Raw genomic sequence first — 16,646 nt, forward strand, 5'->3', positions numbered from 1 at the left:
CAAAAGGTTCATGGGGCGGGCCTGCCGATCGGATTTGCCTTTAGGGGAGAGGCTCGCTAGAAGCACCTGCCATGACCGAACGCATCGCCCTTTATGCCGGCTCTTTCGACCCGCTGACCAACGGCCATCTCGACGTGCTGAAGGCGTCGCTGGCCGTGGCGGATACCATCTATGCGGCGATCGGCATCCATCCCGGCAAGAAGCCGCTGTTTTCCTTCGAGGAACGGGTCGATCTTATCGAAACGGCCGCGAAGGCGGAATTCGGCAGCGACGGTGCGCGTATCAAAGTAGTCGACTTCGACGGGCTGGTCATCGACGCAGCCAGGAAGCATGGCGCCTCGATCATGATCCGCGGCCTGCGCGACGGCACCGATCTCGACTATGAGATGCAGATGGCCGGCATGAACGAGACCATGGCACCGGAGCTGCAGACGGTTTTCCTGCCCGCCAGCCCCTCGGTGCGCACCATTACCGCCACACTTGTGCGCCAGATAGCTTCGATGGGAGGCGACATCCGCCCCTTCGTGCCGGCGGCCGTGGCCGGCGCGCTCACCGCCAAATTCGCGAAATAAATGCATGTCGCCCAAAAGTGGAACCCGGCTTTGGGTAGCGACATGCATGAAGGATGATATTCGGAGAAAGATCCCATGCAGCTGAAAAAGCTTGCCTTCTTGCTTGCCGTGCTTGCCGGTCTTGTGACCGCATCCATGTCGGCCTTTGCCGCCGATCCGGAAAACACCATGATCGTAACGCTGAAGGACGGCGACGTGACCATCGCGCTGAGGCCCGACCTTGCGCCGAAGCACGTCGCGCAGATCAAAAAGCTGGTGCGCCAGGGCGCCTACGACAACGTCGCCTTCCACCGCGTCATCGACGGCTTCATGGCACAGACCGGCGACGTCAAGTTCGGCAACATGAAGAGCGGCTTCAATGCCGACGCGGTCGGCACCGGCGGCTCCGATCTTCCTGACCTGCCGGCCGAATTCTCCAGCACCGAGCACTACCAGCGCGGCGTGGTCGGCATGGCCCGCTCCGACGATCCGAATTCCGCCAATTCGCAATTCTTCATCATGTTCGCGCCGGCACCGCCGCTCGATGGCCAGTACACCATCGTTGGCAATGTCGTCAGCGGCATGGAGCTGGTGGACCACATCAAGAAAGGCGAAGAGGCGCAGAACGGGACGGTGACCGACCCCGATCGCATGATCAAGGTGCGCATCGCCGCCGACGGCAAATAAACCCAAGTTTCAAAAGGATATTTCTGACATGGCCGAGATCAAGGACCGCGAGAACGCGCTCATCATGGACACGACCAAGGGCAAGGTCGTCATCGAATTGTTTCCAGACCTGGCGCCCGGCCATGTCGGCCGCATCAAGGAGCTGGCGCGCGAAGGCGCCTATGACGGTGTGGTCTTCCACCGCGTCATCGACGGCTTCATGGCGCAGACCGGCGACGTGAAATTCGGCAATTCCAATAAGCCGTCTTTCGCACCGACCCGCGCCGGTACGGGCGGTTCCGACAAGCCCGACTTGAAGGCCGAGTTCTCCAACGCCAACCACGGCCGCGGCACCTGCTCGATGGCGCGCTCGCAGAACCCGAACTCGGCCAATTCGCAGTTCTTCATCTGCTTCGACGATGCCGCCTTCCTCAACCGCCAGTACACGGTATGGGGCCAGGTCATCGAAGGCATGGACAATGTCGACAAGATCAAGCGCGGCGAACCGGTGCAGGATCCCGACAAGATCGTGTCGCTCAAGGTCGCGGCCGACGTGAAATGACCGGCCGGGCTGTCGCGGCCATCGCATTTGTGCTCGTCGCGGCGGCCACTCCGGCGCTGGCGACGGAATCGATCGTTTGCAGCGCCGACGGCGGCGCGGCATCGATCGACGTTTTGATGGGACACACAGCCGTCATTGCGGTGGCGCGCGTGTGGCTGGATGCCGGCGGTAAGACATGGACGACGGACGGCCAGCCGGGTTCAACGAAAGTCATCGTCGGACAGGCATTCGAAGACGACGAGCGTATGCTGATCGATCTCACTGATGAGGGCCTCAGCTCGATCGTCGCCAAATTGCGGCTGGTCAAAGCCAGCGAGCAGTCCAGTTTCGCGATGGGCGGCACGCTGAGCATAGACGGTGTCGGCGCCTGGGCGGTGACCTGCCCGGAACCTTGAGGCGGGGATTTCTTGCGCGTCGATCTTTTCGACTTCGATCTGCCGGAAGAGCGCATCGCGCTTCGCCCAGCCGAACCGCGCGACAGCGCCAGAATGCTGGTGGTCAGGCCGGGTGAGGGGCTCGAGGACCGGACGGTGCGCGACCTGCCGTCCCTGCTCAAGGCCGGTGATGTGCTGGTCTTCAACGACACCAAGGTCATTCCGGCGCAGCTGAAGGGCATCAGGCGGCGCGGCGAGGCGGCGGCGCAGGTCGAAGCCACGCTGCATATGCGGACGGCGCCCGACCGCTGGCTCGCCTTCATGCGTCCGGGCAAGCGCGTCGCCGCCGGCGATCGCATCCATTTCGGTCATGACGCCAATTCCTGCTTTCTCGGCCAACTCGATGCGACCGTGATCGAGAAGGGGGAAGGCGGCGAGGTGCTGCTCGGCTTCGACCTGTCAGGTCCGTTCCTCGACGAGGCGCTGCATGCCGTCGGCCACATCCCGCTGCCGCCCTACATCGCCTCCAGGCGCGACGACGACGAACGCGACCGCAGTGATTATCAGACCATTTATGCTAGGGAGGAGGGTGCCGTCGCCGCGCCGACGGCAGGGCTGCATTTCACGCCGGAGCTGTTTGCGACGCTCGACGCCAAGGGCATAGAGCGCCGTTTCGTCACGCTGCATGTCGGCGCCGGCACGTTTTTGCCGGTGAAGGCGGACGACACCGCCGACCACAAGATGCACGCCGAAACCGGTTCGGTCAGCCCGGAAACCGCCGAGGCGCTGAATGCGGCGAAAGCAAAAGGAGGGCGCATTATCGCTGTCGGCACGACATCGCTGCGCTTGTTGGAGAGCGCGGCTGGCGAGGACGGCAGGCTGGCAGCATGGTCAGGCCCGACCGACATCTTCATCACGCCCGGCTATCGCTTCAAGACCGCAGACATGCTGATGACCAATTTCCATCTGCCGCGTTCGACGCTGTTCATGCTGGTTTCGGCCTTCTGCGGTTTGCAGACGATGCGCGCGGCCTATGCGCATGCGATCGAGAACCGCTACAGGTTTTATTCCTATGGAGACGCAAGTCTTCTGTTCAGGAAGGATACCGATGGACGATGACCTTGAAACCTTCGACCGCGAAGCCTTGATCGCCGAGGTCAGGAAACTGCGCGCCGGCATCCGCCAACACCGCGACGCCACCGGCCACGATCTGTGCTGGCATCATCCCGACCTGTGGTCGCTTTTGCCCGAAGAGACCGAGCCGGCGATTGCCGTGCCGCCGTGGCCGAAATTCATGCGCGGCTGCATCCGCTACCGCCAGTCGCTCGATAAGCAGGCTCCGGACGCGCCGGTATTCGACAAGGAGTTCGATGGCTAGGGAATTCAATGACTAACGCATTCACCTTCACGGTGCTGGCGACCGACGGCAGGGCGCGGCGTGGTGTAATCACCATGCCGCGCGGCGAAATCCGCACGCCTGCCTTCATGCCGGTCGGCACCGGCGGCACGGTGAAGGCCATGTATATGGATCAGGTGCGCGGCGTCGGCTCGGACATCATCCTTGGCAATACCTATCACCTGATGCTGAGACCCGGCGCCGAGCGCGTGGCTCGGCTCGGCGGCTTGCATGAATTCGCCTGCTGGCCGTATCCGATCCTCACCGACAGCGGCGGCTTCCAAGTGATGTCGCTGTCGAAGCTGCGGAAACTGACCGAGAATGGCGTGACCTTCCGTTCGCATATCGACGGCGGCGCTTACGAGATGTCGCCGGAGCGTTCCATCGAGATCCAGGGGCTGCTCGATTCAGACATCCAGATGCAGCTCGACGAGTGCACGGCGCTGCCGGCCAAGGAAAAAGAGATCGAGCGCGCCATGGAACTGTCGCTGCGCTGGGCCGAGCGCTGCAAGGCGGCATTCGGCGAGCAGCCCGGCAAGGCGATGTTCGGCATTGTGCAAGGCGGCGACGTGCCGGATCTGCGGCTGCGCTCGGCGCAGGCGCTGAAGGCAATGGAGCTGAAGGGCTATGCGATCGGCGGGCTGGCTGTCGGCGAGCCGCAAGCGGTGATGCTGGAGATGCTCGACATCACTTGCCCGGAGCTGCCGGCTGACCGGCCGCGCTACCTGATGGGTGTCGGCACGCCGGACGATATCTTGAAGTCGGTGGCGCGCGGCATCGACATGTTCGACTGCGTGATGCCGACGCGGGCAGGGCGCCATGGCCTTGCCTACACACGGCGCGGCAAGGTCAATCTACGCAACGCCCGCCATGCCGACGATCCGCGTCCGCTCGATGAGGAAAGCGACTGCCCGGCCGCACGCGACTATTCGCGGGCCTATTTGCACCATCTGGTGCGCTCGCAAGAGGCGCTTGGGGCGATGCTCCTGACCTGGAACAATCTGTCCTATTACCAGCAGTTGATGCGCGACATTCGTGAAGCGATCGAGGCTGGCAGGTTCGCCGAACAAGCCGAGATCATCACGCAGCAATGGGCAAACGGTGACCTCGCCGTCCGGTAGGCATGCTCGCCAGGAATCCGGCTCCAACGAGGAGCTGCACCTGCCATGAACTGTTTTGAAACGTCTGCCTAATAAGCATTGCCGGACAACGTTGGGCGAGGATCAAGAACCTGTTCGTCTCGGGGCAAGTTTCAGTTCCTGGCACGACGGTGCGGACGAATGGCATCGCTTCGCCTTCGTCTTCCGTGGCGGTCCAGCAATGGACGGCGGGGTCGTTGCTTGCCGCTCTGGTGATCGCCGTGACCGGTCTGGTCTTGCGCTTGCTTGGCGCGCGCGGCGACCTTTGGCTGGACGAGATCTGGAGCTTTGCACTGATCGAGCCGCTGACCTCGATCGATCAGATATTCTGGCGCGTCAATCACGACAACAATCATTTCCTCAACTCGGTCTATCTCTATCTCATCGGCCCCGACGCTTCGCCGCTGATCCAGCGAGGCCTGTCGATAGCATTAGGTGTTGCCACGATCGGTGCGGCGGCAGCGAGCGCCGCATCGCGCGGACGACAGGCGATGATTGCCACAAGCCTGTTGTTTGCCGTGAGCTATCCAATGGTCCATTACGGCTCGGAGGCGCGCGGCTATGCCGGCCCTTGTGCTGTTCACGCTGCTTTCGGTGGTTTTTCTAGAGCGCCGGCTCGACAATAAACGGTGGTCTGGAATGGCCTTGGCAGCGGCGATCCTTTTCGGGTTCCTATGCCACCTCACCATGATCGGAATGGTGGCAGTCCTCGCAACCTGGACCGCGTGGCTCGCCTGGCAGCGTACGGCGCGGGCCGGCCGTGTCGTTGCGGACCTGGCGTCGATCTTCCTGCCGGCCCTGCTTGCCGTGCTGCCGCTGGCTGTCTGCGTGTTTGTCGGCGGCAGGCTGTTCGGCTTCAGTGTCGGTGGTGTTTCGCCGTTCTCGATTGCCGCCTTCGCGCAGGGCTATGGCGGGATGATCCGCTCTCTGTTCGGGCTGCCACCCTGGTTCGGCGACGGGCCCTATATCGTTGCCGCCTGTGGTCTTGTCGGCCTCTCCGCCGGTGTCTGGCGCGGTCGCCGGGCCAGCCTTTATGCCATCGGGATTATCGGACTGCCTTTGCTCATGGCGGCGGCACATCTGCCCAACCTCGAGTTCCCGCGCTATTTCATCATCAGCGGAACATTGCTGCTGCTCTGGGCCGGCGAGATGATTGGCCGCGGCCTGGATGCGCGCGGGACTGCCAGGCTACTTGCGATGGGGGCGCTGGCGATCGTGGTGAGTGGAAGCATTTCGTCGCTGCTCCAGTTCTATCAGTACGGACGCGGCTCGTACGCTGCTATGGTCGACGAGATGACCAGAAGTGGCGCTGCCACCTATGCCAGCAACAGTGATTTCCGCACCGCCATGGTCGTCGACTATTTTGCGGCGCGAATGGATCGTCGGGCATTGCTGGTTCCAGACGACAGGTTGTGCACCGAACGGCCCGCCTGGCTGATCCTCGAGGGGGACGTGGACAAACAAGCCGAACATGTCGAACCGGCGGCCGCATGCGCTCTGGCCTATGAACGGGCCGACGCGTCGAGACACTGGGGGTTTTCAGGCCTGAGCTGGACGCTCTACCGGCGACAGGAGTGAGACAGCTTTGCCCCTCCTCAAGCGCCCCTCAGGTGCTGAGCGACGTGGACGCGCGCAAGCTGCAGCCGGTGATCCGAAAGCTGCCGTCAGGCTGTAATTCGAGCGTGTAGACCGCCTCGTAGTCCTTGCCATCCGGGCCGACGATCAGCACCTGCTGGACGATCGAGGTCGGGCTCGTCTCGCGAACCTTGCCGAAGGAGTAGGTCTGCGGTTGGCGCACCGGCGGATAGCCGTTGGTCACCATGTTCATGAAGGTATCGACGGTCGGAAAGATGCGTTTCACATTCGGTGCGGCAAAGCTGTAGGCCGTCGCTCCATCATTGGCGATGAAGGCCTTCAATTGACCATCGATGACCGTCTGCGCCGCCGTGACTTCGGCGTCGCCGGCAAAGGCCGGGGAGGCGAAAATGAATGGAACGACTGCGAATGCGAAAAACGCGCGGCGCATGGCCTGTCTCCGTTGTCCCTGAGAAATCGCTGTCCGAAGTTACATGATACCATACGCTTTGCCGTGCTTCAGGGTTTCAGCCGAGCGCAAACATTCGGCGCCGCAGTCCGTGTCCAGACCGAGAACGCATTGTCGAGGCGAGAACAGCCTGAGCGATGCCCGATGCTTGAAAGGCGAACGGCAGTCTGCCACAAGGGCCGCTCGATTATACCTAGAGCGTGCGATCTTGGGCAGGACCAGGCAATGAAGGCATTTTTCGTGCAGATAAAGTGCGATCTGGGCAAGGCCTATGACGTTGCCAGCGCTTTGGCCGATGCCGAGATCGCTTCGGAAATCTACTCGACAGCCGGAAACTACGACCTGCTCGCCAAATTTTATGTCGACGACGAGGAAGACATCGGCCACTTCGTCAACGAGAAAGTGCAGATTCTTCCCGGCATCAAGGACACTTTCACGGTCGTCACCTTTCGCGCCTTTTGATCTCGTCCGGCATTGCCCGGACACGAGGCAAAGCCTGATCAAGGCCCTATTGGTGCTGCCTTAATTTTAGGCAACCGCGATATACTGATCGCCGGCGCCCGTCAAATCACCGATTGCGCTTGATTTTCTCCAGAGAGGCCAGTGAAATGGCGTCACAGGGGAGTATGCGATTGGCAGCGTTCGACGAAATGCTTCCGGAAGTTTCCGGGCTGAGAAAACCGTATTCGGCTTACGATCGCTGGCTGAAGGAACAGGACCCGGCCAGGCTTACCGAGAAGATGCAAGACGCCGAACGCGTCTTTCGCAAGACCGGCATCACTTTCGCCGTGTACGGCGAGCAGGAAGCGTCGGAGCGTCTGATACCCTTCGACATCGTTCCGCGCATCATTTCGGGCAATGAATGGCGACGGCTGACGCAAGGCATCGAGCAGCGCGTCCAGGCACTGAACGCCTTTCTCGACGACATCTACCATCGCCAGGAGATCTTGCGCGCCGGCCGGGTGCCGAAGGAGTTGATCGCCAAGAACGAGGCGTTCCTGCCCGAGATGATCGGGGTGCGGCCGCCGGCCGGCGTCTATACCCACATCATCGGCGTCGACATCGTACGCATCAGCGAGAACGAGTTCTACGTGCTGGAGGACAATGCGCGCACGCCGTCCGGCGTCTCCTACATGCTGGAGAACCGCGAGACGATGATGCAGCTCTTTCCCGAGTTGTTCCAGCAGATCAAGGTGCGGCCGGTGGAGAATTATCCGCAGCTCTTGCGCCAGTCGCTGGCGGCGGTGCGGCCGCAAAGCACCAAGGGCGCGCCGACCATTGCCGTGCTGACGCCGGGCAGCTTCAACTCAGCCTATTTCGAACATGCCTTCCTTGCCGACCAGATGGGCGTGCAGCTTGTTGAAGGACAGGATCTGCGCGTCGTCGATGGTCATGTCGCGATGCGCACTACCGAGGGCTACAAGCAGATCGATGTGCTCTACCGGCGTGTCGACGACTCGTTCCTCGATCCGCTGACCTTCCGCCCCGACTCGGCACTTGGCGTGCCGGGCATTATGGACGTCTACCGCGCCGGCAATATCACCATCGCCAATGCGCCGGGAACCGGCATCGCCGACGACAAGGCGATCTATTCGTACATGCCCGAAATCGTCGAATTCTACACCGGCCGCAAGGCGATGCTTGGCAACATCCCGACCTGGCGCTGCTCGGAGCCGGACAGCCTGAAATATGTGCTGGAGCACATCGACGAACTGGTGATCAAGGAAGTCCACGGGTCCGGCGGTTACGGCATGCTGGTCGGTCCGGCGGCGACCAAGAAGGAATGCGAAGAGTTTTCCAAAAAGCTCGCAGCAAAACCGTCGAACTACATTGCCCAGCCGACGCTGGCGCTGTCGACCTGTCCGATCCTGACGGACAAGGGACTGGCGCCGCGCCATGTCGATCTGCGCCCCTATGTGCTGGTTTCCGACCGTATACAGATCGTGCCCGGCGGGCTGACCAGAGTAGCGCTCAAGGAAGGCTCACTGGTCGTAAATTCCTCGCAAGGCGGCGGCACGAAGGATACGTGGGTGTTGGATGATTAGAGAGTGAATAGTGAATAGTGAATAGTGAATAGTGAATAGATAAGGATATGTGTCGTTGATGTTGGTGAAATACCCTGAAGTGAAGCACGCGGCATCGTGCCCTGGAATCTGGACAGTCACCATTCGCTATTCTCCATTCACTATTCACCGCAGGACCGCCTGACATGCTTCTCGGCCGCACCGCCAACGGGCTCTACTGGATGAACCGCTATATCGAGCGGGCGGAAAACATGGCGCGGCTGGTGGACGCCGGCTTGCGCATGGCGCTAACTCGTACTCAGAACGCTTCGGAGGAGTGGAATTCGGTGCTGCTCAGCGCCGGTTCGGACGCCGCCTTCACGCAGAAATATTTCGACTACACCGCCGCCAATGTCGCCGACTATCTGCTGCGCGATACGTCGAACCCGTCGAGCACGATGTCGTCTATCGAAACGGCCCGTAACAATGCCCGCATGGTGCGTACCGCACTGACGCGTGAAACCTGGGAAAGCATCAACGAAGCCTGGATGTCGCTGAAGCGGATGCTGGCCAAGCCGATCGACGAGCGCGACCTGCCCAACGCGCTCGACGCGATCAAACGCGAGACGGCGCTGATCCGCGGCTCGTTCTACGGCACGATGCTGCGCAACGAGATTTTCGATTTTTCGCAGCTCGGCACTTATGTCGAACGCGCCGACAACACCGCGCGCATCCTGGATGTGAAATACTACGTGCTGCTGCCGTCGATCTCCTGGGTCGGCTCGACGCTCGACAACTACCAGTGGGAATCGATCCTGCGCTCGGTGTCGGCGCACCGTTCCTATCGCTGGGTTTATGACGCCGACTACAAGCCGAGCAACATCGCCGATTATCTGATCCTCAACGTCCGCATGCCGCGCTCGCTGACCTTTTGCTACCGCTTCCTGACGGAGCATCTCAAATTCCTGGGTGACGACTATGGGGAGCGCCACGCCTGTCATGCGACGGCTGCCAAGACCCAGGCCATGCTGACGGCCGGCTCGATCAAGGATATTTTCGACGCCGGCCTGCATGAATTCCTGGCCAATTTCATCCGCGACAACACGAGGCTCGGCGACGAGATCGCGCAGGATTACAGGTTCTATTGAGCATGACCCCAAAAAGCGGAGACCGGTTTTCGGAAAAGCTCATGCTCCAGGGACGAGTGCGATGCGGCTGAAGATCACCCACCGGACGGAATACCGCTACGATGCGCCGGTGCATTATCTGTTGCAGCGTTTGCGGCTGCTCCCGGTGAACGGGCGCACCCAGACGGTACTGTCCTGGGCGCTGAAGATCGAAGGCGCACGCGAGGAAGTGCGCTTCACCGACCATTTCGGCAATGATACCCGGCTGTTGAGCGTCGAGGGCGAGCGCGACTTCATCACCGTCGAAGCAGCCGGCGAAGTGGTGACGCGCGACACCGCCGGCGTCTGCGGGCCGCACCAAGGTTTCGCGCCGCTCTGGCTGTTCGGCCATGAAACGCCGCTGACGACGATCGGCAGCGGCATTCGCGAACTTGCTGCCTCGGTCGGCAAGGGTACCGACATCGAAAGGCTGCACCGGTTGATGGCGGTGATCGGTGAGCGTGTCGCTTATACGCCAGACACCACCAACGCGACGACGCCGGCCGAAGAGGCCCTGGCGCTCAAGACCGGCGTTTGCCAGGACCACAGCCACATCTTCGTTGCCGCGGCGCGCGCCATGGATTTCCCGGCGCGCTACGTCAGCGGCTATCTGATGATGGATACAGCGATCGAGCAGGCAGCAAGCCACGCGTGGGCCGAGGCGCATGTCTCGGGCCTCGGCTGGGTCGCCTTCGATGTCGCCAACGGCATTTCTCCCGACGAACGCTATGTAAAGGTAGCGACCGGCCGCGATTATCGCGACGCAACCCCGGTATCGGGAATTCGGCTGGGACAGGCGGAAGAACAGCTTGCGGTCACCGTCACCGTGGAGCAGTAATCCCCGGCAAGATTGTTGCCAAAGAGATTCGATGACCTATTGCGTCGGCCTGAAAATCAATCGCGGGCTCGTGTTCATGTCGGACACGCGCACCAATGCCGGTATGGATTCGATCTCGACCTTCAGGAAGATGCATGTCTGGGAAGAGCCGGGCGAGCGTGTCATCGTTTTGATGTCGGCCGGCAATCTGGCGACGACGCAGGCCGTAGTCAGCCTGCTCGACGAACGCACCAAGGCAGTGGCGGAGCGCCGTGCCACGCTGCTCGAAACGCCCTCCATGTACCAGACAGTCCGGTTGGTCGGAGACACCGTCAAGGAGGTCATCGCCAGTTCGTCGCCGGCGGGCGAAAAGGCGGATTCCTACTTCAACGCCTCCTTCATCCTCGGCGGTCAGATCAAGGGCAGCGCCCCGCGCCTGTTCATGATCTATCCGGAGGGCAATTTCATCGAATCGACCGACGACACGCCGTTCTTCCAGATCGGTGAGACCAAATACGGCAAGCCGATCATCATCCGGGCTTATGAAAGGACGATGAGTTTCGCCGAGACGGTGAAGTTGCTGCTGGTGTCGTTCGACTCGACGCTGAAGTCGAACCTGTCGGTCGGCCTGCCGCTCGACCTGCTGTTCTATGAAGAGGACACTTTCAAGGTCGGCCTCAAAAAGCGAATAACCCAGGACGACCAATATTATCGCACGATCTCGGATAGCTGGTCGAACGCGCTGAAGACCGCCTTTGCCAGCTTGCCTGATTTTCCCGAATGAAAACCTTCGCTTTTCGTGCTCTTTGATCGCGGCTCGATGAGGCGCTACGGAGGCGAAGATGAATAGCAACGAATTCCGCGAATGGTCGCTGCGAGCGGCTGAATGGGGCGCCGACTACAGAAACAGCCTTCGCGAAAGACCGGTGCGGCCGCTTGTCGAGCCGGGCGAAATCTTCAAAAGCATCGATGCCGCGCCGCCGGAAGACGGCGAAACGATGCAGGCAATCTTCGCCGATTTCGAGCAAAAGATCCTGCCAGGCATGACGCACTGGCAGCATCCGCGTTTCTTTGCCTATTTCCCGGCTAACGCGGCACCGGCCTCCGTCGTGGCCGAGTATCTGGTTTCCGCGATGGCTGCGCAATGCATGCTCTGGCAGACCTCGCCGGCGGCGACCGAGCTCGAGATGCGGGTCGTCGACTGGATGCGGCAGGCGCTTGGTCTGCCGGCGGGATTCTCCGGCGTCATGCAGGATTCGGCTTCATCGGCGACGCTTGCCGCCGTGCTGACCATGCGCGAGTGCGCGCTCGACTGGCAAGGAAACAAGAACGGCCTGCAAGGCCAGCCTATCGTGCGGGTCTATTCTTCCGACCAAGTCCATACTTCCATCGACCGGGCGATCTGGGTGTCGGGCGTCGGCGAGGCGAACCTCGTGCGCATTCCGGTCGCCGGACGCTTTCGCGCCATGCAGACGGCGGCTCTGGAAGCGGCGATCGTCGCCGACCGCGAAAACGGCATGCTGCCGGCCGGCATTATTGCCAGCGTCGGCGGCACAAGTACCGGCGGCACCGACGATGTCGCGGCTGTTGCCGCGGTGGCGAAGCGGCACGGGCTCTACCTGCACGTCGATGCCGCATGGGCCGGCTCCGCCATGATCTGCCCCGAGTTCCGGCATTTCTGGGCCGGCGTCGAACATGCCGATTCCATCGTCTTCAACCCGCACAAATGGCTGGGCGCACAGTTCGATTGCTCGATGCAATTCATCCGCCAGCCGGAAGACCTCGTGCGCACGCTGGCGATCAAGCCCGAATTCCTCAAGACGCATGGCCGCGACGGGGTCATCAACTACTCCGAATGGTCGGTGCCGCTCGGCCGAAGGTTCCGCGCGCTGAAACTTTGGTTCCTGCTGCGTGCGCATGGCTTGGAAAATCTGCGGAACATGATCCGCAACCATGTCGCCTGGAGCGAGGGCCTCGCCGCCTGGCTGGCTCGGGAACCGGATTTCGAGATCGTCACGGAACCGATGCTGTCGCTGTTCTCATTCCGCCATCTCGCGGCTGCGGGAATCGACCTTGACGAGCACAATTTGCGGCTGGTCAACGCGATCAACGATGACGGCCGCATTTACCTGACGCAGACCCGGGTGGACGGGCAGGTGGCGATCCGCTTCCAGGTCGGGCAGTTCGAAACGACTGCGGCGGACGTCGATACTGCTTTCGAGGTCATCACTGAGATCGCGCGGGGCCTGAGTTGATAGCCTCGTCGAGATTGCGCCGGAGCTTTTCTCTCTGCAGTCGCCCGATTTTCATTAGCCGGCTCATACCTGTTCATGGCTTTCGTTTTCAGCTATAGACGAGAAAAACGAAAATGAGAGGTTGCTAGATGTATCTGTCGCCGCGTCATTCCGAAATCATCCAGATGGCCAAAGATCATGGCCGCGTACTGGTCGAGGAGTTGGCGACGCATTTCAACGTGACGCCGCAGACGATCCGCAAGGATCTCAACGATCTCTGCGACCAGCGGCTTTTGTCCCGCATTCATGGCGGGGCATTGTTCCCGTCCGGCATCGAGAACATGGAATATGAGGCTCGGCGCAAGATCGCCGCCGAGGAGAAGGAGGCGATCGGCCGCGCAGCGGCCCGGCTGATCCCCGACAACGCCTCTCTGTTCATCAATATCGGGACAACGACGGAAGCGGTCAGCAAGTCGCTGCTCGATCACAGCGGCCTGATGGTCATCACCAATAACATCAATGTTGCCAACAGGATGCGCATATATCCTTCGATCGAGGTGGTGATCGCCGGCGGTGTCGTGCGCGGTTCCGACGGCGGTGTGGTCGGCGAGGCAGCGGTCGATTTCATCAGGCAGTTCAAAGTCGATTTTGCGGTGATCGGCGCCTCGGCCATCGACCATGACGGCGCACTGCTCGACTTCGATTTTCGCGAGGTGAAAGTGGCCCAGGCGATCATCGCCAACGCCCGGCATGTGATCCTGGTGTCGGACCAGACCAAATTCGAGCGCACCGCGCCCGTCCGCATTGGCCATCTGTCGCAGGTCAACACCTTTATCACCGATCGTTGCGACATTCCGTCGGTGCGCAAGATCTGCCAGGAGGCAGAAGTTCAGCTGATCGAAACGTCGCTCTCCTAGAGGTGCCGTTGCGGCATCTGCCGCCGTCCATATTTCGTTTGACATTCGTTATCATTTCGAAATAATCCCGCCACGGTTTCGCAAAACTCAAAAATGCTGCAATGCGAAATCGAGGGAGGATTTCTTTGGGCGCATCACCGATCCATGACATTTTCGTCATCGGTGGCGGCATCAATGGCTGCGGCATTGCCCGCGATGCCGTTGGGCGTGGCTTTTCGGTCTTTCTTGCCGAGATGAACGATCTGGCCAGCGGAACTTCTTCGGGTTCGACCAAACTGATCCATGGCGGCTTGCGCTATCTCGAATTCTACGAATTCCGCCTGGTGCGCGAAGCGCTGATGGAACGCGAAGTCCTGTGGAGGAACGCGCCGCATATCATCTGGCCGATGCGCTTCGTACTGCCATACGCCAAGGGGCTGCGTCCGGCCTGGCTGATCCGGCTCGGGCTTTTCCTCTACGACCATATTGGCGGGCGCAAATTGCTGCCGCCGACGAAAACGCTGGACATGGCCAAGGATCCGGCCGGTAAGCCGCTGAAGCCGCTGTTTCGAAAGGCGTTCGAATATTCCGACGGTTGGGTCAACGATGCCCGGCTGGTTGTGTTGAACGCCCGTGACGCCACTGAGCGCGGCGCTATCATTCGAACCCGTACAAGGGTCGTCAGCGCACGCCGCGAAGGCAATCTCTGGACGGTCAGGCTTGAAAACGTGCGGACCGGCGATACCGAGGAGGTCAAGGCGCGGCTGCTGGTCAATGCCGCCGGCCCGTGGGTCGATCAGGTGCTTTCAGCCACCGTCGGCTTGAACGACGTGCACAATGTCCGCCTCGTGCAAGGCAGCCACATCGTCGTTGGCAAGAAATTCGACGACCCACGCGCCTATTTCTTTCAGAACAAGGACGGGCGCATAATTTTCGCCATCCCCTACGAAGACGAGTTCACGCTCATCGGCACCACCGACCGGGACTACCCCGGCGATCCGCACGACGTCAGGATCAGTGATGCCGAGATCGACTATCTCTGCGCTGCGGCAAGCGAATATTTCGCGCAGCCGGTCAGTCCGTCGGATATCGTCTGGACCTATTCCGCGGTGCGCCCGCTCTACGACGATGGCGCCTCAAAGGCGCAGGAAGCCACCCGCGACTATGTGCTGAAGGCCGATGGAGGCGAGGGTGCCGCCCCGATCGTCAACGCCTTTGGCGGCAAGATCACGACCTACCGCCGATTGTCGGAATCGATGCTCGAGAAGATCGAGGGTTTTCTCGGCAAGCGCGGCAAACCATGGACGGCAAACGCGCCGCTGCCCGGCGGTGACTTTCCCGTCACCGGCTTCGATGCCGAGGTGGCGAAACTGAAAACGGCGTACCCGTTCCTCGACGCGCGGCTGGCCCGCCGGTTGACCCGGCTCTACGGCACTCGCGCAAGGAAGCTGCTGGGCCTCGCCAAATCGAACGCCGATCTTGGCCGCAACTTCGGCGCCGATCTCTACGAAGCCGAGGTACGTTACCTCGTCGAAAACGAATGGGCGATGACTGCCGAGGATGTATTGTGGCGCCGGACCAAGCGCGGCCTGCGTCTCAGCCGTGAGCAGGCGGCAGTGCTCGACGAGTTCATGCGCGGAATAAGCCGGCAGCACGTAGCGGCTGCCGAATAGGGGCCGCCGACTGATGCAGAAAGCCTGGGAGGAGGCATCATGCTTGAACTGAGAAACGTGACGAAGACGGTGGGTGCGGCGGAACATATCCGCGACGTGTCGCTGACGCTTCAGCACGGCTCGCTCAACGTCCTGCTCGGGCCGACGCTCTCCGGCAAGACCAGCCTGATGCGGCTGATGGCGGGCCTCGACGTGCCGACCTCCGGCTCGGTCTGGTTCGATGGCAAGGATGTCACCGGCATGCCGGTGCAAAAGCGCAACGTCGCCATGGTCTACCAGCAATTCATCAATTATCCGGCGATGACGGTCTACGAAAACATCGCCTCACCGCTGCGGGTGGCCGGCACGGATCAGGCAACGATCGACAGGGAGGTGCGCAATGCCGCCGCCCTTCTCAAACTCACGCCCTATCTCGACCGGACGCCTCTCAGTCTGTCGGGCGGCCAGCAGCAGCGCACCGCGCTGGCCCGCGCGATCGTCAAGAATGCCAGCCTCGTGCTGCTCGACGAGCCGCTCGCCAATCTCGACTACAAGCTGCGCGAAGAATTACGGGCGGAACTGCCGAAAGTCTTCGCGGCCGCCGGCACAATCTTCGTTTATGCCACGACCGAGCCGCACGAGGCCTTGCTGCTCGGCGGCAACACGGCGACGCTTTCCGAAGGCAGCATCACCCAGTTCGGGCCGACCATCGAAGTGTTCCGCAAGCCGGTCGATCTGGTGACGGCGAGAACCTTCGCCGATCCGCCGCTCAACACCATCGTGCTTGCCAAGAAGGGCCTGGATTTCCTGCTCGAGGGCGGCGTGAAATTGCCGGTGCCGGCCGAACTCTTCGGCATTGCCGATGCGATCTATACGATCGGCTTCCAGCCTCATCATCTTTCCCTCGATCGGCCCAACGCCGCCGCAGTGCCGGTGCGCGCAAAGGTGACGATCACTGAGATCACTGGATCGGAAAGCTTCATCCATCTCGATTTTGCCGATGCGCGCTGGGTCATGCTGACCCACGGCATTCGCGACTTCGAGCCGGACGAGGAGGTCGAGGTGTTCATCGACCCTCGCCACATCATGGTCTTCGACGAGCACGGCCGCGCCGTGGCCGCGCCGAAGCTGGCGGCTTAGGAAGAA

General features: G+C 61.4%; 19 protein-coding genes. 18 read left to right on the forward strand and 1 reads right to left on the reverse strand.

Annotation, left to right across the window (positions count from 1 at the left end):
• The first annotated feature begins 71 nt into the window (after positions 1 to 71).
• From coaD to RQ479_RS05260, 9 genes are all read left to right on the forward strand, one after another.
• The gene (gene coaD / locus RQ479_RS05220) at positions 72 to 572 is read left to right on the forward strand and encodes a pantetheine-phosphate adenylyltransferase (RefSeq protein ID WP_292653457.1); all 501 of its coding nucleotides are present in this window, start codon (positions 72 to 74) and stop codon (positions 570 to 572) included.
• A 135-nt stretch (positions 573 to 707) separates the two neighbouring features.
• Positions 708 to 1,238, forward strand: a complete 531-nt coding sequence (locus tag RQ479_RS05225) for a peptidylprolyl isomerase (protein ID WP_376705872.1) — start codon at positions 708 to 710, stop codon at positions 1,236 to 1,238.
• A gap of 28 nt (positions 1,239 to 1,266) precedes the next feature.
• On the forward strand, positions 1,267 to 1,779 hold the full coding sequence (locus RQ479_RS05230; RefSeq protein ID WP_023717788.1) for a peptidylprolyl isomerase: 513 nt from the start codon (positions 1,267 to 1,269) through the stop codon (positions 1,777 to 1,779).
• On the forward strand, positions 1,776 to 2,174 hold the full coding sequence (locus RQ479_RS05235) for a hypothetical protein (RefSeq protein ID WP_352899008.1): 399 nt from the start codon (positions 1,776 to 1,778) through the stop codon (positions 2,172 to 2,174). The genes RQ479_RS05230 and RQ479_RS05235 overlap by 4 nt, the downstream gene beginning before the upstream one ends.
• Positions 2,175 to 2,186: 12 nt before the next feature.
• Positions 2,187 to 3,272: a tRNA preQ1(34) S-adenosylmethionine ribosyltransferase-isomerase QueA gene (queA, locus tag RQ479_RS05240; RefSeq protein WP_352466433.1), complete on the forward strand. Its 1,086-nt coding sequence runs from the start codon at positions 2,187 to 2,189 to the stop codon at positions 3,270 to 3,272.
• Positions 3,262 to 3,531, forward strand: a complete 270-nt coding sequence (locus RQ479_RS05245; protein WP_352466434.1) for a hypothetical protein — start codon at positions 3,262 to 3,264, stop codon at positions 3,529 to 3,531. The genes queA and RQ479_RS05245 overlap by 11 nt, the downstream gene beginning before the upstream one ends.
• A gap of 8 nt (positions 3,532 to 3,539) precedes the next feature.
• On the forward strand, positions 3,540 to 4,670 hold the full coding sequence (tgt, locus tag RQ479_RS05250; RefSeq protein WP_292653462.1) for a tRNA guanosine(34) transglycosylase Tgt: 1,131 nt from the start codon (positions 3,540 to 3,542) through the stop codon (positions 4,668 to 4,670).
• 215 nt (positions 4,671 to 4,885) lie between these two features.
• Positions 4,886 to 5,314, forward strand: coding sequence for a hypothetical protein (locus RQ479_RS05255; RefSeq protein WP_376704342.1), 429 nt, complete (start codon positions 4,886 to 4,888; stop codon positions 5,312 to 5,314).
• The gene (locus RQ479_RS05260; RefSeq protein WP_376704343.1) at positions 5,250 to 6,266 is read left to right on the forward strand and encodes a hypothetical protein; all 1,017 of its coding nucleotides are present in this window, start codon (positions 5,250 to 5,252) and stop codon (positions 6,264 to 6,266) included. The genes RQ479_RS05255 and RQ479_RS05260 overlap by 65 nt, the downstream gene beginning before the upstream one ends.
• Before the next feature lie 28 nt (positions 6,267 to 6,294).
• Here RQ479_RS05260 and RQ479_RS05265 read toward each other — a convergent pair whose 3' ends face one another.
• Complete coding sequence (locus tag RQ479_RS05265; protein ID WP_352466436.1) at positions 6,295 to 6,714, reverse strand: DUF4864 domain-containing protein; 420 nt, start codon at positions 6,712 to 6,714, stop codon at positions 6,295 to 6,297.
• Positions 6,715 to 6,957: 243 nt separating this feature from the next.
• Here RQ479_RS05265 and RQ479_RS05270 point away from each other — a divergent pair, with 243 nt between their 5' ends.
• The 9 genes from RQ479_RS05270 to RQ479_RS05310 all read left to right on the forward strand — a co-directional run bounded on the left by RQ479_RS05270 (position 6,958) and on the right by RQ479_RS05310 (position 16,640).
• Positions 6,958 to 7,194, forward strand: coding sequence for an Lrp/AsnC ligand binding domain-containing protein (locus RQ479_RS05270; protein WP_023674883.1), 237 nt, complete (start codon positions 6,958 to 6,960; stop codon positions 7,192 to 7,194).
• Between the two features lie 170 nt (positions 7,195 to 7,364).
• Positions 7,365 to 8,777, forward strand: a complete 1,413-nt coding sequence (locus RQ479_RS05275) for a circularly permuted type 2 ATP-grasp protein (protein WP_023674884.1) — start codon at positions 7,365 to 7,367, stop codon at positions 8,775 to 8,777.
• A 164-nt stretch (positions 8,778 to 8,941) separates the two neighbouring features.
• Positions 8,942 to 9,883 carry an alpha-E domain-containing protein gene (locus RQ479_RS05280; protein ID WP_376704344.1) on the forward strand — a complete coding sequence of 314 codons (942 nt, stop codon included), beginning with the start codon at positions 8,942 to 8,944 and terminating at the stop codon, positions 9,881 to 9,883.
• 61 nt (positions 9,884 to 9,944) lie between these two features.
• Positions 9,945 to 10,739 (forward strand): transglutaminase family protein, encoded by a 795-nt coding sequence (locus tag RQ479_RS05285; protein ID WP_352466439.1) that lies wholly within the window; start codon positions 9,945 to 9,947, stop codon positions 10,737 to 10,739.
• A gap of 31 nt (positions 10,740 to 10,770) precedes the next feature.
• Positions 10,771 to 11,502, forward strand: a complete 732-nt coding sequence (locus RQ479_RS05290; protein WP_376704345.1) for a peptidase — start codon at positions 10,771 to 10,773, stop codon at positions 11,500 to 11,502.
• A gap of 58 nt (positions 11,503 to 11,560) precedes the next feature.
• Complete coding sequence (locus tag RQ479_RS05295) at positions 11,561 to 12,973, forward strand: pyridoxal-dependent decarboxylase (protein WP_352466441.1); 1,413 nt, start codon at positions 11,561 to 11,563, stop codon at positions 12,971 to 12,973.
• A gap of 128 nt (positions 12,974 to 13,101) precedes the next feature.
• The gene (locus RQ479_RS05300; protein WP_023674889.1) at positions 13,102 to 13,869 is read left to right on the forward strand and encodes a DeoR/GlpR family DNA-binding transcription regulator; all 768 of its coding nucleotides are present in this window, start codon (positions 13,102 to 13,104) and stop codon (positions 13,867 to 13,869) included.
• Between the two features lie 125 nt (positions 13,870 to 13,994).
• The gene (glpD, locus tag RQ479_RS05305) at positions 13,995 to 15,521 is read left to right on the forward strand and encodes a glycerol-3-phosphate dehydrogenase (RefSeq protein WP_352466442.1); all 1,527 of its coding nucleotides are present in this window, start codon (positions 13,995 to 13,997) and stop codon (positions 15,519 to 15,521) included.
• 39 nt (positions 15,522 to 15,560) lie between these two features.
• Complete coding sequence (locus RQ479_RS05310) at positions 15,561 to 16,640, forward strand: ABC transporter ATP-binding protein (RefSeq protein WP_254817350.1); 1,080 nt, start codon at positions 15,561 to 15,563, stop codon at positions 16,638 to 16,640.
• Positions 16,641 to 16,646: the final 6 nt, after the last annotated feature.

The sequence above is a fragment of the Mesorhizobium sp. ISC25 genome (assembly GCF_042295465.1).
Lineage (GTDB): Bacteria > Pseudomonadota > Alphaproteobacteria > Rhizobiales > Rhizobiaceae > Mesorhizobium.

Coding starts and splice junctions, on each gene's coding strand:
- RQ479_RS05310 (WP_254817350.1), top strand. CDS start 15,561: ATGCTTGAACTGAGAAACGTGACGAAGACGGTGGGTGCGGCGGAACAT.
- RQ479_RS05235 (WP_352899008.1), top strand. CDS start 1,776: ATGACCGGCCGGGCTGTCGCGGCCATCGCATTTGTGCTCGTCGCGGCG.
- RQ479_RS05270 (WP_023674883.1), top strand. CDS start 6,958: ATGAAGGCATTTTTCGTGCAGATAAAGTGCGATCTGGGCAAGGCCTAT.
- coaD (WP_292653457.1), top strand. CDS start 72: ATGACCGAACGCATCGCCCTTTATGCCGGCTCTTTCGACCCGCTGACC.
- RQ479_RS05300 (WP_023674889.1), top strand. CDS start 13,102: ATGTATCTGTCGCCGCGTCATTCCGAAATCATCCAGATGGCCAAAGAT.
- RQ479_RS05260 (WP_376704343.1), top strand. CDS start 5,250: ATGCCGGCCCTTGTGCTGTTCACGCTGCTTTCGGTGGTTTTTCTAGAG.
- RQ479_RS05280 (WP_376704344.1), top strand. CDS start 8,942: ATGCTTCTCGGCCGCACCGCCAACGGGCTCTACTGGATGAACCGCTAT.
- RQ479_RS05245 (WP_352466434.1), top strand. CDS start 3,262: ATGGACGATGACCTTGAAACCTTCGACCGCGAAGCCTTGATCGCCGAG.
- RQ479_RS05285 (WP_352466439.1), top strand. CDS start 9,945: ATGCGGCTGAAGATCACCCACCGGACGGAATACCGCTACGATGCGCCG.
- RQ479_RS05230 (WP_023717788.1), top strand. CDS start 1,267: ATGGCCGAGATCAAGGACCGCGAGAACGCGCTCATCATGGACACGACC.
- RQ479_RS05295 (WP_352466441.1), top strand. CDS start 11,561: ATGAATAGCAACGAATTCCGCGAATGGTCGCTGCGAGCGGCTGAATGG.
- RQ479_RS05225 (WP_376705872.1), top strand. CDS start 708: ATGTCGGCCTTTGCCGCCGATCCGGAAAACACCATGATCGTAACGCTG.
- tgt (WP_292653462.1), top strand. CDS start 3,540: ATGACTAACGCATTCACCTTCACGGTGCTGGCGACCGACGGCAGGGCG.
- RQ479_RS05265 (WP_352466436.1), bottom strand. CDS start 6,714: ATGCGCCGCGCGTTTTTCGCATTCGCAGTCGTTCCATTCATTTTCGCC.
- RQ479_RS05290 (WP_376704345.1), top strand. CDS start 10,771: ATGACCTATTGCGTCGGCCTGAAAATCAATCGCGGGCTCGTGTTCATG.